Source organism: Actinobacillus ureae ATCC 25976, from assembly GCF_000188255.1.
In the GTDB taxonomy this organism is placed as follows: domain Bacteria; phylum Pseudomonadota; class Gammaproteobacteria; order Enterobacterales; family Pasteurellaceae; genus Actinobacillus; species Actinobacillus ureae.
Genome location: NZ_GL831081.1, coordinates 28,084 through 45,317, shown reverse-complemented (window position 1 = coordinate 45,317; position 17,234 = coordinate 28,084). Strand labels below are relative to the sequence as shown.

The following is a 17,234-nucleotide window of genomic DNA, read 5'->3' as shown; positions in this document are numbered from 1 at the left end:
CAGATCATTATTGAATAGCTTTTTGTAATTTAAAGTGAATTAAAGAAGATCGCTAAAATAATGACCGGGATAACAAATCTTACGTAGTTAAACCAGATATTGGTGAAAGTTTTATTTGCACCTAATTCTGCTTTTGCTTCATCTTTTAGGACAAAGCCAACGAAAATCGCGCTGCCTAATGCGGTTAAGATAAATAAGATATTACCACTGATATAGTCGAAGGCATCAAAGATGCTTTTGCCCATAATTGTGATATGTTTCCACTCATTATCACCTAATACGGATGGGATATTGCCCACGACGAAAATAGTACCAAGCGTTAAGGCAATTGCCGCTTTACGACTCATTTTGGTTTTCTCTTGTAATGCAGTGATAATTACCTCGTAAATAGTGAGTGAAGTAGTGAGTGCTGCAACCACTAATAAACTGAAGAAAATAACCGCAAAGATACTTCCGCCCCACATATTAGAGAACACGATCGGTAAACTTTGGAATACTAAGGTTGGTCCAGAGTTTGGCGCAACACCGAAGCTAAATAATGATGGGAAGATCATAAAACCGGCAAGCACGGCAATTAGGGTATTCATAATACCGGTAATTGTAGCTGTTTTTACTAAGTTTTCATTTTTATCTAAGTAGCTTGATAAAGTAATTAATACGCCAAAGCCAAGGCTTAATGCGAAGAATACCTGCCCTAACACAAACACAAACAGTTTAGGTGTGATTTTAGAAAAATCTGGCATAAGGTAGAAAGCAATACCTTCCGCTGCACTCGGTAATGTAACGTTACGAATCACCATTACCAGTAAGAAAACAAATAAAATCGGCATTAAGTATTTTACTGAACGCTCAATACCGTCAACGATTCCTTTGACTAAAATAAAGTAATTCACTAAAACGAAAATCGCCGTGTAGCCAATGATCGCGAGCGGGCTGTTTTGAATACTTTCTTTGTAATAAGCAGCCGTCGTTTCAACGGTAACCGGAGAAGATAAATCAAGGGTACCACTTAATAAGCTACCGATATAATTTAATACCCATCCGCCTAAAACCATATAGTAAGCTAAGATACCAAATGCGCCGAGTAAGCCCATATAGCCGAGAATTTTCCAACCTGAGGCAATTTTTTTACCGTTTGCTGTTCCGCTAAATGCATCAATTGCGTTTACTTTAATACGGCGACCGATAACATTTTCCACCAAAATCATAGGGATACCGATCACAATCATTGCGATACAGAATAGAAATACGTAAGCTCCGCCACCATTTTCGCCTACAAGGTAAGGAAAGCGCCAAGTTGCGCCAAAACCGACAGTTGCACCGGCAACAGTCATCACATAAGCCAGTCGGTTTGACCACGATTGGCGTTCTACAGGTTTATTTGACATTATTACTCCTAAAGGGCTAATAAAGACCGACAAGCGGTCTGATTTTTAAAATTTTTTACAAAGATAGGTTTATGCAAAAAGTGCAAATAATTCATCAACTTTTATACGAGCATCGCCTTTTTGGCTAATAGAACGCTGGACTTGAATTTTTTTGATTTTTGCACCTTTATAAATGCTACGGGTAAAGGCCGTATCATGATTTGAAATTAATACTGGAATATTTTTGGCTTGCGCTTGTTTGGCATAAGAAGCAAGGCGTTCTTGTTGTGTGAGACTAAAGCCTCCTCCTGCATAATTAGTAAAATTACTTTCTTGCTGAAGTGGAACATAAGGTGGATCACAATAAACAATATAGTTATCTGGCTTTTGTTCCAATAAGTTGAACACCTCTTCAAAATCAGCGCAAATAAACTCCGCTCTTTGCGCTTTTTCAGAAAAAAAACGTAACTCTTGCTCAGGAAAGTAGTGCGTTTTATATGCACCAAACGGCACATTGTATTCTCGCTTTTGGTTATAGCGACAAAGCCCATTAAAGCCAAAACGGTTTAGATATAAGAAGAGCACCGCTCGGCGGAATTTATCTTGAGATTGATTAAATTCCTGACGGCGAGCGTAATAAAATTCAGTGCTATTGGCGTTCGGCGCATGAAAGAGCGATTTTGTTTGCTGAATATAATGTTCTACGTCTTGCTTTACGATATTAAACAGGTTAATGAGATCTGGGTTAATGTCGGCAAGTAAATAGCGGTCATAATCAGTATTCAAAAATACAGAGCCAGCACCTACAAATGGCTCAACGAAACAAGCCCCCTGAGCAGGCTTAGGGGGCAAATGTTTGTTGATTTCTGGGGTTAGACGATATTTTCCGCCCGCCCATTTTAAAAAGGCACGTTTGTGGTTGCTCATAAATTAGCGTTGAGTGAAGCGTTCTATTGCTGCTAATACTTGTGCTTCTGTTGCTTGTGCGCTGACGTAGGCTTGACCAAGTGATTTAAGTAAGATTAAACGTAATTGACCACCTAGTACTTTTTTATCACGCCACATATAAGGGAGATATTCCGCCGGTTCCATATTATCTGGTGAGATAGTTGGTAAAACCGCTCGAGCTAATAACTTCTCAAGACGAGCTACGTCTTGTTCGGTTAAATCACCGAGAATTCGAGATAATTCAGCTGCTTCAAGCATACCGACTGATACCCCTTCACCATGTAACCAGTTACCATATCCCATATGCGCTTCAATAGCATGGCCGAACGTATGACCTAAATTTAATAAAGCACGATTACCTTTTTCTGTTTCGTCTCGTGCTACAATATCGGCTTTTAATTGGCAACAGCGCTGGATACAGTATTCCAATGCGTTTTGATCAAGGGTGACAAGTTTATCAATATTTTGTTCTAACCATTCAAAAAAGGCGAGATCAAAAATAGCCCCATATTTGATAACTTCGGCTAGACCAGCACTGACTTCTCGTTTAGCTAAAGTGTGTAAGCTATTCGTATCAATAATTACCGAAATCGGTTGGTAAAAAGCACCAATCATATTTTTGCCTAAAGGGTGATTTACCGCCGTTTTACCGCCTACGGAAGAATCCACTTGTGCAAGCAAAGTGGTTGGGATTTGAATAAAACGGATGCCTCGTTGATAAGATGCTGCGGCATAGCCAGCGACATCTCCGATAACGCCACCACCTAATGCAATTAGCGTAGTATCTCTGTTATGATTTTTTTCCAATAATGCGGTAAAAATCATATTGAGAGAGTCTAAGGTTTTGTATTTTTCCCCATCGGGAATCAATACGTAATCTACACAACAACCTAATTCGGTTAGAGTGTCTTGAACCGTGGCAAGATAATGTTCAGCAACCGTTGGATTAGAGACAATCATTACTTTATCACCGGCTTTTAACGGAGCATAACTTTGCGGATCTGTTAACAGGCCGGCTCCAATAATAATCGGATAACGACGTTCTTTTAATTCAACATTCACTTGTAACATATCTTGCCCCTTGTGGTTACTGTAAATTATCAATTAGTTCGATGATATGAGTTGCAACAACTTTTGCACTCTGTTCATCGGTTTGTAGTGTTATGTCAGCAATTTCTTCATATAACGGATTTCGAACTTTTGCTAACTCCTCAAGTGTTTTACGTGGGTCTTCCGTTTGAAGTAATGGACGTTTTTTATCACGTTGCGTGCGTTCAAATTGCTTATCTACGGTTGTTTCTAGGTAGATCACAATACCTCTGGCAGAAAGCACGTTGCGGTTATCTTTTGATAATACCGAACCACCGCCAGTTGAAAGTACTACCCCTTGATTTTGGGTTAATTCATTAATAATTCTCTCTTCGCGTTTACGAAAGCCTGCTTCACCTTCTACATCGAAGATCCAATCAATATCTGCACCGGCACGTTCTTCAATTACAGAATCGGAATCAATAAAATCCATATTCAACATTTGTGCCAGCTGGCGACCAATAGTGCTTTTCCCTGCTCCCATTGGACCCACTAAGAAAATATTACGTTTTTCAGCCATTATTTTTTCTTCATTTATTCGACAACTAATTTAAACAACTCGACTTGTGGAAAGAAAACGACCGCTTATGCCTTACTGCCTTCAATTGGCAATGGCAAGCGGTCTGTTTTGCGAAAAATTTTACAATTATGATTTTTCGATTAATTCAAATAGTATAGATGCCACAAATCGCCCAAAATAAAATTAGGTGTGATTATCTCAAGAAATCATACCTAATTTCAACCTTATAGGAGAGATTATCTCCAAATTTTTACATTATTTTTTAGAATAATTCACTGCCTTCCGGTGAACTTAAAACCCCTTTAGGCGGTAAGCCTAAACGTTGCTCAATATGTAGCTGTTTGTTCTGTGGTTGCGGTACTTTATAAGCTTTTTCAACGATATATTTTTTCGTTGGTTCCGTACCTTTAATAAAGTACTCGGTTAGGTTGCTGCCTAAGAAACCGCTTGTAGAATCAATTTGGGCTTCAACAATGTTTTGAGGCATAGGGAAGTTACGTTCAGGTTTGTCCTTTAATGCCACTTTCATATATTTAACCCAAGCTGGCATTGCTGTTCTCGCTCCGGCTTCGCCACGACCTAAATCACGTTTGTTATCATCAAAACCAACATAAACGGTTGTGACGATATTAGCGCCAAAACCAGCATACCAAGTCACTTTTGAATTGTTTGTAGTACCGGTTTTTCCACCTATATCTTTACGTTTGAAGTCATTAGCAAGTGCTTTGCTGGTACCGTTCCAAGCTTGTCCCGGTTCACCATAGATTGCACTATTTAATGCGCTACGCATTAAGAATGCTAATTCACCACTAATCACACGCGGGGCATAACGAACTTCTGAAGAGTTTTGCGCCGATTCTGTCATTAGGCTTGGCGCATTAGTTTTCACTGCCGATTTGATTTCCGGTTCAGCCTCGGCAGCAATTTCTGTTTCGGCCTCTTCCGTAATATTTTCTTCTCCAGTCGTACCTAATGCTTCACGTAGTTGTTCTTCATCATGGATTTTTACACCATCAAAATAAGTCGGTTCAGGGTATTTCACCGGAATATGAGCACATTCCACACAAGCAATGGCCGGATTTGCTTTAAATAATTCATTGCCCTGGTTATCTAAAATACGATCAATAATATAAGGATCGATCAGGTAACCGCCGTTATCGAATACAGCGTAGGCACGAGCCATTTCTAGTGGCGTAAAAGAAGCAGCACCTAGTGCTAGTGCTTCGGTTGCCATAAATTGATCACGACTGAAACCAAAACGTTCTAAATATTCCGCAACATAGTCTAAACCTGCCATTTGTAAGGTTCGGATTGCCACCATGTTTTTAGATTTACCTAGCGCAACACGCAAGCGCAACGGGCCTTCGTAGCGATTATCTGCATTTTTCGGCGTCCAAGGCTTTTGCCCGCGCTTAATAATTGTAATTGGTGAATCGCTCAGTGTGGTTGAAAGGCTTAAACCTTTATTCATTGCCGCGGTATAAATAAACGGTTTGATTGACGAACCAACTTGAACTAAAGATTGGGTCGCTCGATTAAAGCGACTTTGTTCAAAGCTAAATCCACCGACGATTGCTTCAATTGCACCGTTATCACTGTTTAATGACACCAATGCCGAGTTTACTTCAGGAATCTGACCTAGCTGCCAATCGCCTCCGGTTTTTGTTTGGCGAACCCAAATTTGTTCACCGACATTTAATTTTATCGACTTACCAAATGTGGCGTTTGCGTTTTTCAATTCGGCTTTATCGCCGTTAGCCAACATAATAGTATAACCGTTTTTGCTGGTTGCAACAACGGCTGCCCCGACGAATGGTTCTGAATTCGGTAATTTGCTTAGGTGTTCGATAATTTTTTCATCATCCCAGGCATTTTTGCCGCTCCAAAACTTTTCAGCTCCACGCCAACCGTGGCGGCGGTCATAGTTAATTAAGTTTTCGCTTAGTGCGTCTTGAGCCGCTTTTTGGTCAGTAGACAGCACGGTTGCATACACTTTAAAACCTTTGTTATATGCAACGTCTTCACCATAACGCTTCACCATCTCTTGACGAACCATTTCGGTTACATAGTCGGCTCTAAATTCTAAAGCGGTACCATAGAAGGTAGCTTTTACCGGTTCTGCTTTTGCTTGGTCATGCTGTTGTTGGGTAATTTTACCGACTTCTAACATACGACCTAATACAACATTACGACGTGCTTCGGCGCGTTTTACCGAGTAAAGCGGATTCATCGTAGAAGGCGCTTTAGGTAAACCGGCAATAATTGCGATTTCACTTAAATTAAGTTGATCTAATGACTTACCAAAATAAGTCTTGGCAGCCGCGGCAACACCGTGTGAACGATAACCTAAGTAAATTTTATTCAGGTAAAGCTCAAGGATCTCATCTTTGCTCAGTACTTTCTCAATCTCAAGAGCTAAGATTGCTTCTTTGATCTTACGTTCCATATTACGTTCCGGCGTTAAGAAGAAATTTCTTGCCAGCTGTTGCGTAATTGTACTTGCACCTTGTATATCACCCTGACTAGAACGCCAGATAGCACGCACGATCCCTTTAGGGTCGATACCGTTGTGATCGTAGAAACGAACATCTTCGGTTGCAATAATTGCATCAATAAGTGTTTGTGGAATTTCTGCTAGTTTTACTGGAATACGGCGCTGTTCACCCACTTCACCAAGGAGCTTGCCGTCAGCCGTGAATATTTGCATCGGCTGCTGTAATTCAACGCTTTTTAATGTTGAAACATTTGGTAGGCTTTCTTTGATATGGAAATACGCTAAACCAGCGACAATCCCTCCCAAAATAATGAGAGAAAGAAAAGCACTTAATATTATTTTTGCGATCTTCATCGAAAAATTCTCTTTTGGTAAATGACGAAATAAAAATTTATAGCCAATATACAGACACTATAAAGATATAAGTATAAGCGAAAAACACCTAAAAAACCGCTTAAAAATCAAACAAAGTCAATTTAAAGGAGTAAAATTGTGAAAAGTTTCGCCAAGTTGCTGAAAAATACGCAAAAAAACTTATTTATTGGCATCAGTGAAAATCATGCCTATCGCTGCTTTGTTTGGAAGGATGAATCCGAAAATAAAACTGAGGTTTATTGGCAAGCAAAGGCGAAAGATAATGACTTTTCATGGCAACAAGCGGTTAAATTTCCTAAAAATTCTACATTTGTTCGCTCAGTTCCTTTCCAGTATATTTGGCGAAAATATATTTTCCTACCATTCAGCCATAGCGAAACAATGATCTACCGTCAGATTTTGCAAGTGTTAAGACAAGAATTACCGCTTGCACTGGAAGAGGTTTATTTTGACTACCAACTTTTTCCATTACCGAACGACGGCTTGGTTCGAGTACTTATTTATGCTTTACGCAGAAATTATGCAAATTCACTTTTAATTAAACCCGATACGATTCTTGATTGCGAGCTTTACTGCTTTGTTAGAGGTTTTAATTACTTATCCACTTCTGAGCTACCCCAAGAAGAGCGAATTTACGCTTTAAAAAATAAAACATTTAGATTAACAGCGAAAGCAATTGAGTTTAGTTCTGAGCTGACACAAGCCAACTGTAATGTAAGCCGATTTGAATTAGAGGATTCGATCAAAGATCCTTTTTTATATTTGACCGCATTAGGAGCGAGTTTATGGAATGGCGAGGGATAAACTTAACGGATTTCCGAGTAAAACGTTGGCGACAAAACATTTATCGGCAATGTTACGGATTATTATCTATTGGCATGGCAGCGACGGGACTGGCGATATATTTACAATTAAGTGCCTTGCAAATTGCAGACAAAAATAGACCGCTTATCAGCCACAATCAGCAGCTAAAAACAGAATTAGAACAGTTGAATAGAAAATTAGAACAGGGGCGAAACCTATCTGTAACTCATACAAGTGAAACGTTAACCGAAAAGCAAGTTATCGCATTCTTAGACTTGTTACAACATTTGCCTTTAACACAAGGTGGAGTCGATGTGGTGACGTTGGAATATCATGATGTTCCGAGTATGACCGTAGCGGGAAGACTGATGGAATCAACTCAATTTGAACAATTAGAGAAATATTTATCTGAGCACAAAGTATTTAAATTTTCATTAGTGAATTTTCAGATAAATGAACAGAATCAAGTTGAATTTAGTTTAAATATCGTATTAAAGGAGTAAATATGTTTTCTATTAGCAAGTTTTATTTATTTCCTCATGGTTATGTTTTTAGATTTTTATCTTTTATTAATGACTATTTTAAAACAATTTTATTCGGTTTATTCATTTTAATTGTCATTTATCCATCCTATCATTATTTTCATGAGCTTGTTCAACAGCAAGATCTATTATTGGAAAAACAGCAATTAACGGATGAAACTATTCAAAAGCATAAGCTTTATCAAAGTCTTTCTAAGCATAATGAAAATTTTAAAAGAAAAGAACGGTCTGTCAGCAAGCTGAATCAACAATTACAGCAGTTATTTAATCTCCATCAAATTAAATTAGAACAAATGCAATGGAACTTGGAACAGGACAAGTCAATATATTTTTCGTTAAATCATCAGGTGGTGAGAGTATTTAATTTACTTAGAAAGTTATCTAAAGTTAAACAGTTAAGATTTAAGGAGATTAATTTGGTTAAATTAAATTCAGAAAAGCAATTGCAATTAAAAGCTACTTTGATGGTAATGGAGGATGAAAATGAATAAATATATTTTTGGATTATTCTTTTTTGTACCTTTAAGTATTGCAGAGCCATTTTATGGTGAACAATTAACTGATAAAAGTACGGTATTTTCAGCTGAGAAGAATATTGCAATTAGTTCCGAAAATTTAACCGCTTGTAATTTGCCTTCACCAAGAAACAATCGTTATTTACCCTCCAAATTAACCCAATTGAAATTTATCGGCGTACTCAAGAAACAGGATAAATATAAAGCAATTTTGATGGATGTACAAAAGCAACTGTTTGAGCTACAAGCCAATGATTGGTTGGAGGATGAACTGATTCAGATTGTAGATATTAATTTAAAATCAATTAGTTATATTAATTGGCAATCTGAGAAAAATTGTCAGTCGCCTAGCTTAATTATCTTAAAGTTATAGGAGCAGAGCAGTGAAGAAAACGATTTTATTACTCTTTTTTATATTTTCATCTGTTACTGTGTATGCATTTTCTATCTCGTTAAAAAATGCACCGACCGCAGAAATTCTGAGTTATTTAGCGGAAGAACACGGAAAAAATATTGTGCTAAGCGACAATATTGAAACGAATACCACATTAAGAATTGAAAATAGTGATTTTGATAGTGTTTTAAAAAGTATTACTCGAGCAAATAAGTTGACCAGTGCGTATGAAAACCAAATCTATTTTATTGGTCATAAAAAAGACGATAAGGAGCCTAACAGGGGATTAAATCCGGAATTATTAAAACCTAAACTGATTACTAAAACCATCAAATTAGATTATGCCAAAGCGGCGGAAGTGATTGAATCTTTAACCAAAGGTAGCGGAAATTTTTTATCAGAAAACGGTTATTTACATTTTGATGATCGCAGTAATAGTTTGATTATTAAAGATAGCTCGGAATCGATGAAAAATATCGTGAAATTAATCAGAAATTTGGATAGACCGACCGAACAGATTGCAATTGAAGCTAGAATAGTCACAATCAGTAGTGAGAATTTACAAGAGCTTGGCGTGCGTTGGGGAATGTTTTCTCCGGCAAACGGACATCATAAAATTGCCGGTTCGCTTGAAGCAAATGGGCTACCGAATACTAATCATTTAAACGTCAATTTTCCGGTAAATAATGCTGCTTCACTTGCGCTACAAGTGGCAAAAATTAATGGGCGAGTGCTTGATTTGGAACTCACCGCTTTGGAACAAGAAAATAATGTAGAAATTATTGCCAGTCCCCGTTTATTGACTACCAATAAGAAGCCGGCAAGTATTAAGCAAGGGACAGAAATTCCTTATGTGTTGTATAACCGTAAAGATGAAGTGAAAAATATTGAATTTAAAGAAGCGGTTTTAGGGCTACAAGTCACGCCGCATATTTCAAACGATAAGCAAATTTTGCTCGATCTAGTTGTAACACAAAATTCACCGAATTCAACCAGTTCAACGGTACACGGTTTAGTGACGATTGATAAGCAGGAACTGAATACTCAGGTATTTGCTCAACACGGTGAGACCATTGTACTTGGCGGTATTTTTCAGCATTTAACCGCAAAAGGTGAGGATAGAGTGCCGATTTTAGGTTCAATTCCGGTCATTAAAAAGTTATTTAGTCATTCAAGCGATAAAATTAGTAAGCGTGAGCTAGTGATTTTTGTTACGCCTTATATTGTCAAAAACGGAAAACCACAAATTTCCTCTCATTCTCCACATAAATTACCGCCAAAATAAGATAAATTGTGTTAGAATTCCTCGTCTAAATCGCAATAAGTTATTTATTGATTGCGTACGAATTTTTGTGTGGCGGTTTATTTAAATGCCGCCATTTTGCTCTTTATGATAAACGCAGAGGTTTTATGAAAGTTTCTCCACGTCGCCGTGCCAGAGAGTGTGCGGTTCAGGCTCTTTATTCTTGGTATGTATCGCAAAATAGTGTAGAAGAAGTTGAATTATCATTTGTCACAGACCAAGATATGAATGGTGTTGATTTGCCTTATTTCCGTAAATTATTACGCAGTACGGTTTTATATATAGAAGCGATTGATGGCGCACTTCGTCCGTTTTTAGATCGTGCGGAAGATGAGGTTGATCCGATTGAGCGTACTATTTTACGTCTTTCGGCATACGAATTAAAATATGAACTTGATGTACCTTATAAAGTGGTGATTAATGAAGGTATTGAAGTGGCGAAAGTATTCGGTTCAGGCGATAGCCATAAATATATCAACGGTGTTTTAGATAAATTAGCACCGGCTTTAGGTCGTAAATAATTTATTTATCAAAAGAAGGTGAGCATTGGTTCGCCTTCTTTTTTATCATTTAACGGAGGAAAAATGACGGAGTTTGAAGTCATCGCAAAATATTTTAGACGTAATAAGGTACGTTCGGACGTGGATTTATCAATAGGCGATGATTGTGCGGTTACGACTTTAAAACCGAATGAGCGTTTAGCCATTACTACCGATACATTGGTATCGGGAACGCATTTTCTTCCGTCCATTTCCGCTGCGGATTTAGCTTATAAAACATTAGCGGTTAATTTAAGTGATTTAGCTGCAATGGGCGCAACTCCCGCTTGGGTTTCTTTAGCTTTAACGCTTCCGAAAATTGATCACAAATGGCTTGCTGAGTTCAGTCACAGTTTATTTGCTGTGTTAGATCGCTATCAGGTAGATTTGATCGGCGGCGATACTACCGGTGGGCCGCTTTCTCTAACGCTTACAGTACAAGGTATTTTACCGAAAGATCAAGGATTGTTTCGACATCAAGCACAAGTCGGTGATTGGATTTTTGTTTCCGGCAGTTTAGGGGATAGTGCAGCCGGTTTATCCCTGTTGTTGAATAATTGCAAAATTTCGGACGAATCCGACCGCTATTTAGTACGACGCCATTTACGCCCTACACCGAGAGTGGAGTTAGGACTTGTACTACGAGCATTTTCTCGTTGTGCGATCGATATTTCCGACGGCTTATTAGCCGATTTAGGGCATATTTTAGAGTGTAGTCAAGTTGGGGCTGAAATCGAATTGGATAACATACCACTTTCTACACATCTACTGGCTAAATACAGCGAGCAGGAAGCGAGGCATTTTGCTTTAACCGGTGGTGAGGATTACGAATTATGTTTTACCGTATCGGATGACAAGCGGTCGGAAATGGAAAAAATTTTACGTTCCCAAGGGATTAAGGTGAGCTGTATCGGTAGGATCATTTCGGCGGCAAGCGGTCTGATTTTACGCCAAAATGGTAAACAAGTACCGTTACTGGCTCAAGTTGGTTTTGATCATTTTAAATCAGTATAAAACGATGAAAAATTTTAATTTAAAAAGTCCGATTCATTTACTTGCTTGTGGTTTTGGTTCAGGCTTATTAAAGCCGGCACCGGGAACTTGGGGTTCGCTTGCAGGTGTGTTGATTGCTATTTTATTGTGGAATTTGACTGAGAGTTTTTTATTCTTTATCGGTTTAACCCTCGTGAGCTTTATTGCCGGTTGCCATATTTGTGAGCAAACCAGTCGTGATCTAAATGTACATGATGACGGGCGTATTGTGTGGGATGAAATCGTGGCAATCTTTCTAATGTTTGCGTTTTTGCCCGAATATAATAGTTTAGCTTATATATTGACGTTTATTTGCTTCCGTTTCTTTGATGTATTAAAACCTTATCCAATTCGTTATTTTGATGAAAAATTAGAAACCGGTTTAGGTATTATGTTTGACGATATTCTTGCCGCAATTTATGCACTAACTGCTTTACATTTAATTTATTGTTTTATTTAGGAGAGTATATGCTTACCATTCTGTTGGTTCATTTAGCTGGGTTAGCCAGTCCTGGTCCTGACTTTTTTTATGTAGTACGCCAATCCGCAAGTCATTCAACTAAGGCTGGTATTTTAGCAGCGATCGGGATTTCATTAGGGATCATCTTTTGGGCGAGTTTTGCCATTTTCGGCTTGGCTTGGTTGAGTAATACGAACGGTACAATGTTCCAATTTTTGATTATGGCGATCGGCGGTATCTATTTATCTTATATCGGTTCACTTATGGTGAGGGTTACAAAAAATGCAACTTTCACGAATGAGCCAACGAATCTTAGAGAGTTAGATAATTTTACTGAAATTAAAAAAGGCTTATTAATCAATATCTTTAATGCAAAGGCTGGTGTGTATTTTACGAGCGTGGTATCTGCATTCCTTGCTCAATTTACTCAAACTTCTGATCTATTTCTTTTATTATTTTTGTTCGTATTTTCAACGCTAATTTATTTTATATTAGTAGCATTGCTCTTTTCTCGCCGACCGGTACAAGAATTTTATACAAAATATAGCCGCTATATTGATAATGTTGCCGGTGTGATTTTTATTGTATTCGGTATGATTTTAATTTTTGATGGAATAAAAGGGCTAATAAGCTAACAAAGCTCCAAACTAAAACAGGTAAGCCGGTTTGTTAGTTTCAATCTTAAACGATATGTGTTTGATACCATTGATTCAGCACGATACCAGCACTTACCGCAACATTTAAGCCACTGTTAAGCGGGTTTTCAAAAGAAAGTTGAACGGTGGTATCTTCCGGATATTCAATGTCTTGTGCCGGAACGTCACTTAATATAAATACAGTTTTTTCGGCTAATTTGGTTTTTGCCAATGATGTCGCTTGTTTATTACGAGTTAAATGCACGATTTGATAGCCGGCATTGCGTAATTGTGTCAGTGCGATTTGTTTATGCTTGGTTTCGAGCGGACGAACAAACTCTAAACCACCTTCGGCAACACGTGCCGCAGCACTTGAATTAAGTGTATCGGCACTTTCGACAATTACACCGCTTACCCCATAAAAAGCACAAGTACGAATAATACCGCCCACATTTTGTGCATTGTTTACTGCATCCAGTAAGACTAAACAATCACGTTTACGTGGTACTTGTAAATAACCTTCTAATGAGAACGGTACGGCTTTTTTGACTAATAAACAGACATCGCCGTGGTGCTCAGTACCGGTAACACGTTCCATTTCAGCACGATCTACCACGTGGTAAGCTTTTTTGTATTCGGCTAAGTAGCTAAGCATATCGCCTAATTTTTTCGCACCTTCAACGGTTGCCCATAAACGAACAATCGCATCTGGTCGTTGTTTAAACAATGCAAGGCAAGCGTTTTCGCCGTATACTTTCATTTCTTCCGCACGGTTTTTCTTAATTTTTTCTGGTGCACGATGAGAAAGCAGGCCGGTTTTTTTCTCTTTAATTGTGCTATTGCCACCTTTTACGCTAATTTGTACATTACCTTCGCCGCTAGCTTTTTTACCGCTTGTCGGGTAAAGCACTTCACGAGCTTCTTGGCGATCTTTACGCTCAAAGCGGGCTTTGTCGCTAGCGAATTTAGGTTTATCAAAACGAGGTTTATCTTCGAATCGGCTTGAAGAACGATCATTACGCTGTTCGCGGCGATTTGAGTTATGTTCATCGTTAAAGCGGTTTGATTTTGTTTGGAATTTGTTATCTCGGCGCTCATCAACGGTTTGAAAACGAGGTTTATTTTCATTAAATTTTGGTTTCATTCTATCGTTCCTTAGGGAAAATTCCGGGCTATTATAGTTTATTCGCATAGTAAAATATCGCTTTTTTGCAAAAAATTTTGAGAATCAGACCGCTTGTTATTCCTTTATTTGGTAAGTTTCTTTATAATCACTCGTCTTTTTATGTTCTTTAAAATCTGGTGGAATTATGAACCCAATGTTAAACATTGCTATTCGTGCTGCACGAAAAGCAGGCAATATTATTGCTAAAGGCTATGAGCAAGCCGCGAGTGAAATCGAAGTGGCTCAAAAAGGTACAAACGATTATGTAACTGCAATTGATAAAGCGGCGGAAGCGGCGATTATCGAAGTGATCCGTAAATCTTATCCTGATCACGCTATTGTTGGTGAAGAGTCTGGTATTTTGGCAGGCGAAAACGAAAATGTGCAATGGGTGATTGATCCATTAGATGGCACAACTAACTTCGTGAAACGCTTACCTCATTTTGCAGTTTCGATTGCGGTACGTGAAAATGGTTGTACAACGGTGGGTGTTGTTTACGATCCAATCCGTAATGAACTTTTCACTGCTGTTCGTGGTGAAGGCGCAAAACTCAACGAATTCCGTTTACGTGTAGAAACAGATTGCCGTGATTTAAACGGTACTGTACTTGCAACTGGGTTCCCTTTCAAAGCAGCTAAACATCGTCCTGCACATTTAAATATGCTAGAAGGCTTAATGAATAACGGCGTAGCGGATTTCCGTCGTACCGGTTCGGCTGCGCTTGATTTGGCTTATGTGGCGGCAAATCGTGTTGATGGCTTCTTTGAAATCGGCTTAAAACCTTGGGATTGTGCGGCGGGCGATTTAATTGCGCGTGAAGCTGGTGCAATCGTAACGAATTTTGTTGGCGGTACGGATTACTTAAAATCAGGTAATGTCGTAGCAGGTCAGGTTCGAGTGGTAAAAGAGATCTTAAATACGATTCAGCCGACATTAACTGAAGATCTTAAAAACTAATTTAAAAATTTAAACCATAGATTTCACGGGTAAAACAAACAAGCGGTCAAATTTTCGGCTTATTTTGCAATACCCGTGTTAATCCGTATGGCTCGTGGTTAAATTAAAAAAAGAAAACACTATGCAAAACAAATATTCTCTGTTAAGCCAAATCAACTCTCCGGAAGATTTGCGTTTGCTTGCAAAAGAGCAATTACAGCCTGTGGCAGATGAGCTTCGCGCTTATTTACTTGAATCGGTTAGCCAAACAAGTGGCCATTTAGCCTCCGGTTTAGGGGTGGTAGAGCTTACGGTGGCTTTGCATTATGTTTATCAAACACCTTTTGACCAACTCATTTGGGACGTTGGTCATCAGGCATATCCTCATAAAATTCTTACCGGTCGTCGTGACCAAATGCATACCATTCGTCAAAAGAATGGTATCCATCCTTTTCCTTGGCGTGAAGAAAGCCTTTATGACGTATTAAGCGTTGGTCATTCATCTACTTCAATTAGCGCCGGTGTCGGCATTGCCGTGGCAGCAGAAAAAGAAAATGCCGGACGTAAAACCGTATGTGTGATCGGCGATGGCGCAATTACTGCCGGCATGGCATTTGAAGCGATGAACCATGCAGGTGCGATGCATACGGATATGTTAGTCATTTTAAATGACAATGAAATGTCGATTTCCGAGAATGTCGGTGCACTAAATAATCATTTAGCTCGTATTTTCTCAGGTTCAATCTATACAACCGTGCGTGACGGCAGTAAAAAAGTATTGGATAAAGTCCCGACCATTAAAAACTTCATGAAGAAAAGTGAAGAGCATATGAAAGGGGTTATCTCGCCGGAAAGTACCTTGTTTGAAGAGCTTGGTTTTAACTATATCGGTCCGGTGGACGGTCATAATATTGATGAGCTGGTCAAAACGCTTAGCAATATGCGTGAGCTAAAAGGCCCGCAGTTCTTGCATATTCGTACCAAAAAAGGTAAAGGTTACGAGCCGGCGGAAAATGATCCGATTGGCTATCACGGCGTGCCTAAATTTGACCCGATTCGTGGGCAATTGCCGAAATCAAAAACGATTCCAACTTATTCGGATATTTTTGGTAATTGGCTATGCGAAATGGCGGAACAAGACAGCAAGTTAATTGGGATTACACCGGCAATGCGTGAAGGTTCGGGCATGGTTGAATTTTCAAAACGCTTCCCTGAACAATACTTTGATGTTGCGATTGCTGAACAGCATGCGGTGACTTTCGGTGCAGGCTTAGCAATTGCCGGTTATAAGCCGGTGGTAGCGATCTATTCAAGTTTCTTGCAACGTGCTTACGATCAGCTGATTCACGATGTGGCGATTCAAAATTTACCGGTGATTTTTGCGATTGACCGAGCTGGGATTGTCGGTGCGGACGGGCAGACTCACCAAGGTGCATTTGATGTGAGTTTTATGCGTTGTATTCCGAATATGACGATTATGTGTCCGTCAGACGAAAATGAAATGCGTCAAATGCTTTATACGGCTTATCGCATGAATACACCAACAGCGGTACGTTACCCGAGAGGTAATGCGCAAGGTGTGGCGTTAGAACCGATGCAAGCGCTTGAAGTTGGTAAAGGTAAGCTGATTCAGCAAGGGCAAAAAGTGGCGATTCTAAACTTTGGGCCATTGCTAAATGAAGCGCGTATTGTTGCAGAAAAACATAATTACACGCTGATAGATATGCGTTTTGTGAAACCGCTTGATGAACAATTAGTAGCGGAATTAGCGGATTCGCATGAGTTATTGGTGACCTTGGAAGAAAATGCGATTCAAGGTGGTGCAGGCAGTTTTGTGAATGAGTATTTGCAAAAAATCGGTAAAATTCGACCGATTGTAATGCTTGGTATTCCTGATTTCTTTGTGCCACAAGCGACCCAAACGGAAAGTTATTCAGATTTAGGCTTAGATGCGGCAGGCATTGAGCAGAAAATTCAAGCGGTAGTTAATCAATAAAGAAAAAGCTCATCTTATTGATCTGACCCCAAAAAGTTAGACTGTTTAATTTAAGGACCGAGTTCTGTATTGTACAGGGCTGAGTCCTTTTAATTTAACTTGAATACGCTCATTGTTGT

Annotated in this window: 18 protein-coding genes; 11 read left to right on the top strand and 7 right to left on the bottom strand. The window is 39.0% G+C overall.

Annotation, left to right across the window (positions count from 1 at the left end):
* Window positions 1-29: 29 nt before the first annotated feature.
* The 5 genes from HMPREF0027_RS08025 to HMPREF0027_RS08005 all read right to left on the bottom strand — a co-directional run bounded on the left by HMPREF0027_RS08025 (window position 30) and on the right by HMPREF0027_RS08005 (window position 6,772).
* Window positions 30-1,388 carry a sodium-dependent transporter gene (locus HMPREF0027_RS08025; RefSeq protein WP_005623992.1) on the bottom strand — a complete coding sequence of 453 codons (1,359 nt, stop codon included), beginning with the start codon at window positions 1,386-1,388 and terminating at the stop codon, window positions 30-32.
* Window positions 1,389-1,457: 69 nt separating this feature from the next.
* Window positions 1,458-2,294 (bottom strand): Dam family site-specific DNA-(adenine-N6)-methyltransferase, encoded by an 837-nt coding sequence (locus tag HMPREF0027_RS08020; protein ID WP_005623989.1) that lies wholly within the window; start codon window positions 2,292-2,294, stop codon window positions 1,458-1,460.
* A gap of 3 nt (window positions 2,295-2,297) precedes the next feature.
* Window positions 2,298-3,386 carry a 3-dehydroquinate synthase gene (gene aroB, locus HMPREF0027_RS08015; RefSeq protein WP_044024475.1) on the bottom strand — a complete coding sequence of 363 codons (1,089 nt, stop codon included), beginning with the start codon at window positions 3,384-3,386 and terminating at the stop codon, window positions 2,298-2,300.
* Window positions 3,387-3,402: 16 nt separating this feature from the next.
* On the bottom strand, window positions 3,403-3,924 hold the full coding sequence (gene aroK, locus HMPREF0027_RS08010) for a shikimate kinase AroK (protein ID WP_005623982.1): 522 nt from the start codon (window positions 3,922-3,924) through the stop codon (window positions 3,403-3,405).
* Window positions 3,925-4,186: 262 nt separating this feature from the next.
* Entirely contained in the window at window positions 4,187-6,772 is a 2,586-nt protein-coding gene (locus HMPREF0027_RS08005) for a penicillin-binding protein 1A (protein WP_005623979.1), read from the bottom strand.
* Window positions 6,773-6,910: 138 nt separating this feature from the next.
* Here HMPREF0027_RS08005 and HMPREF0027_RS08000 point away from each other — a divergent pair, with 138 nt between their 5' ends.
* The 9 genes from HMPREF0027_RS08000 (at window position 6,911) to HMPREF0027_RS07960 (ending at window position 13,017) form a co-directional block, all read left to right on the top strand.
* A complete protein-coding gene (locus HMPREF0027_RS08000; RefSeq protein ID WP_005623977.1) occupies window positions 6,911-7,597 on the top strand; it encodes a type IV pilus biogenesis protein PilM in 687 nt (228 codons plus the stop codon).
* Window positions 7,579-8,100, top strand: coding sequence for a hypothetical protein (locus tag HMPREF0027_RS07995; RefSeq protein WP_005623974.1), 522 nt, complete (start codon window positions 7,579-7,581; stop codon window positions 8,098-8,100). Before HMPREF0027_RS08000 ends, HMPREF0027_RS07995 begins: the two co-directional genes overlap by 19 nt.
* Window positions 8,101-8,102: 2 nt before the next feature.
* A complete protein-coding gene (locus HMPREF0027_RS07990; protein WP_005623972.1) occupies window positions 8,103-8,630 on the top strand; it encodes a hypothetical protein in 528 nt (175 codons plus the stop codon).
* Complete coding sequence (locus HMPREF0027_RS07985; protein WP_044024474.1) at window positions 8,623-9,027, top strand: hypothetical protein; 405 nt, start codon at window positions 8,623-8,625, stop codon at window positions 9,025-9,027. The genes HMPREF0027_RS07990 and HMPREF0027_RS07985 overlap by 8 nt, the downstream gene beginning before the upstream one ends.
* Window positions 9,028-9,037: 10 nt before the next feature.
* Window positions 9,038-10,333, top strand: a complete 1,296-nt coding sequence (gene pilQ, locus HMPREF0027_RS07980) for a type IV pilus secretin PilQ (RefSeq protein WP_005623968.1) — start codon at window positions 9,038-9,040, stop codon at window positions 10,331-10,333.
* Between the two features lie 125 nt (window positions 10,334-10,458).
* A complete protein-coding gene (gene nusB, locus HMPREF0027_RS07975) occupies window positions 10,459-10,872 on the top strand; it encodes a transcription antitermination factor NusB (protein ID WP_044024473.1) in 414 nt (137 codons plus the stop codon).
* Between the two features lie 63 nt (window positions 10,873-10,935).
* Window positions 10,936-11,904, top strand: a complete 969-nt coding sequence (gene thiL, locus HMPREF0027_RS07970; protein WP_005623966.1) for a thiamine-phosphate kinase — start codon at window positions 10,936-10,938, stop codon at window positions 11,902-11,904.
* Between the two features lie 4 nt (window positions 11,905-11,908).
* Window positions 11,909-12,382, top strand: a complete 474-nt coding sequence (locus HMPREF0027_RS07965) for a phosphatidylglycerophosphatase A family protein (protein WP_044024531.1) — start codon at window positions 11,909-11,911, stop codon at window positions 12,380-12,382.
* A gap of 8 nt (window positions 12,383-12,390) precedes the next feature.
* Window positions 12,391-13,017: a LysE family transporter gene (locus HMPREF0027_RS07960; protein ID WP_044024472.1), complete on the top strand. Its 627-nt coding sequence runs from the start codon at window positions 12,391-12,393 to the stop codon at window positions 13,015-13,017.
* 46 nt (window positions 13,018-13,063) lie between these two features.
* Here HMPREF0027_RS07960 and HMPREF0027_RS07955 read toward each other — a convergent pair whose 3' ends face one another.
* Window positions 13,064-14,161 carry a TrmH family RNA methyltransferase gene (locus HMPREF0027_RS07955; protein WP_005623963.1) on the bottom strand — a complete coding sequence of 366 codons (1,098 nt, stop codon included), beginning with the start codon at window positions 14,159-14,161 and terminating at the stop codon, window positions 13,064-13,066.
* A gap of 166 nt (window positions 14,162-14,327) precedes the next feature.
* Here HMPREF0027_RS07955 and suhB point away from each other — a divergent pair, with 166 nt between their 5' ends.
* Window positions 14,328-15,140 carry an inositol-1-monophosphatase gene (gene suhB, locus HMPREF0027_RS07950; RefSeq protein ID WP_005623962.1) on the top strand — a complete coding sequence of 271 codons (813 nt, stop codon included), beginning with the start codon at window positions 14,328-14,330 and terminating at the stop codon, window positions 15,138-15,140.
* Between the two features lie 121 nt (window positions 15,141-15,261).
* Window positions 15,262-17,115, top strand: coding sequence for a 1-deoxy-D-xylulose-5-phosphate synthase (dxs, locus tag HMPREF0027_RS07945; RefSeq protein ID WP_044024471.1), 1,854 nt, complete (start codon window positions 15,262-15,264; stop codon window positions 17,113-17,115).
* Window positions 17,116-17,160: 45 nt separating this feature from the next.
* Here the strand turns inward: dxs and HMPREF0027_RS12010 are convergent.
* The coding region (locus tag HMPREF0027_RS12010) for an IS3 family transposase (RefSeq protein ID WP_155812119.1) at window positions 17,161-17,234 on the bottom strand (74 nt) is incomplete at its 5' end.

What these genes read in the sequence shown, in the direction of transcription:
- aroB (WP_044024475.1), bottom strand. Translation starts at nt 3,386, where the DNA reads ATGTTACAAGTGAATGTTGAATTAAAAGAACGTCGTTATCCGATTATT.
- HMPREF0027_RS07955 (WP_005623963.1), bottom strand. Translation starts at nt 14,161, where the DNA reads ATGAAACCAAAATTTAATGAAAATAAACCTCGTTTTCAAACCGTTGAT.
- suhB (WP_005623962.1), top strand. Translation starts at nt 14,328, where the DNA reads ATGAACCCAATGTTAAACATTGCTATTCGTGCTGCACGAAAAGCAGGC.
- HMPREF0027_RS07995 (WP_005623974.1), top strand. Translation starts at nt 7,579, where the DNA reads ATGGAATGGCGAGGGATAAACTTAACGGATTTCCGAGTAAAACGTTGG.
- HMPREF0027_RS08025 (WP_005623992.1), bottom strand. Translation starts at nt 1,388, where the DNA reads ATGTCAAATAAACCTGTAGAACGCCAATCGTGGTCAAACCGACTGGCT.
- dxs (WP_044024471.1), top strand. Translation starts at nt 15,262, where the DNA reads ATGCAAAACAAATATTCTCTGTTAAGCCAAATCAACTCTCCGGAAGAT.
- aroK (WP_005623982.1), bottom strand. Translation starts at nt 3,924, where the DNA reads ATGGCTGAAAAACGTAATATTTTCTTAGTGGGTCCAATGGGAGCAGGG.
- HMPREF0027_RS07990 (WP_005623972.1), top strand. Translation starts at nt 8,103, where the DNA reads ATGTTTTCTATTAGCAAGTTTTATTTATTTCCTCATGGTTATGTTTTT.
- HMPREF0027_RS08005 (WP_005623979.1), bottom strand. Translation starts at nt 6,772, where the DNA reads ATGAAGATCGCAAAAATAATATTAAGTGCTTTTCTTTCTCTCATTATT.
- thiL (WP_005623966.1), top strand. Translation starts at nt 10,936, where the DNA reads ATGACGGAGTTTGAAGTCATCGCAAAATATTTTAGACGTAATAAGGTA.
- nusB (WP_044024473.1), top strand. Translation starts at nt 10,459, where the DNA reads ATGAAAGTTTCTCCACGTCGCCGTGCCAGAGAGTGTGCGGTTCAGGCT.
- HMPREF0027_RS07960 (WP_044024472.1), top strand. Translation starts at nt 12,391, where the DNA reads ATGCTTACCATTCTGTTGGTTCATTTAGCTGGGTTAGCCAGTCCTGGT.
- HMPREF0027_RS07985 (WP_044024474.1), top strand. Translation starts at nt 8,623, where the DNA reads ATGAATAAATATATTTTTGGATTATTCTTTTTTGTACCTTTAAGTATT.
- HMPREF0027_RS08020 (WP_005623989.1), bottom strand. Translation starts at nt 2,294, where the DNA reads ATGAGCAACCACAAACGTGCCTTTTTAAAATGGGCGGGCGGAAAATAT.
- HMPREF0027_RS07965 (WP_044024531.1), top strand. Translation starts at nt 11,909, where the DNA reads ATGAAAAATTTTAATTTAAAAAGTCCGATTCATTTACTTGCTTGTGGT.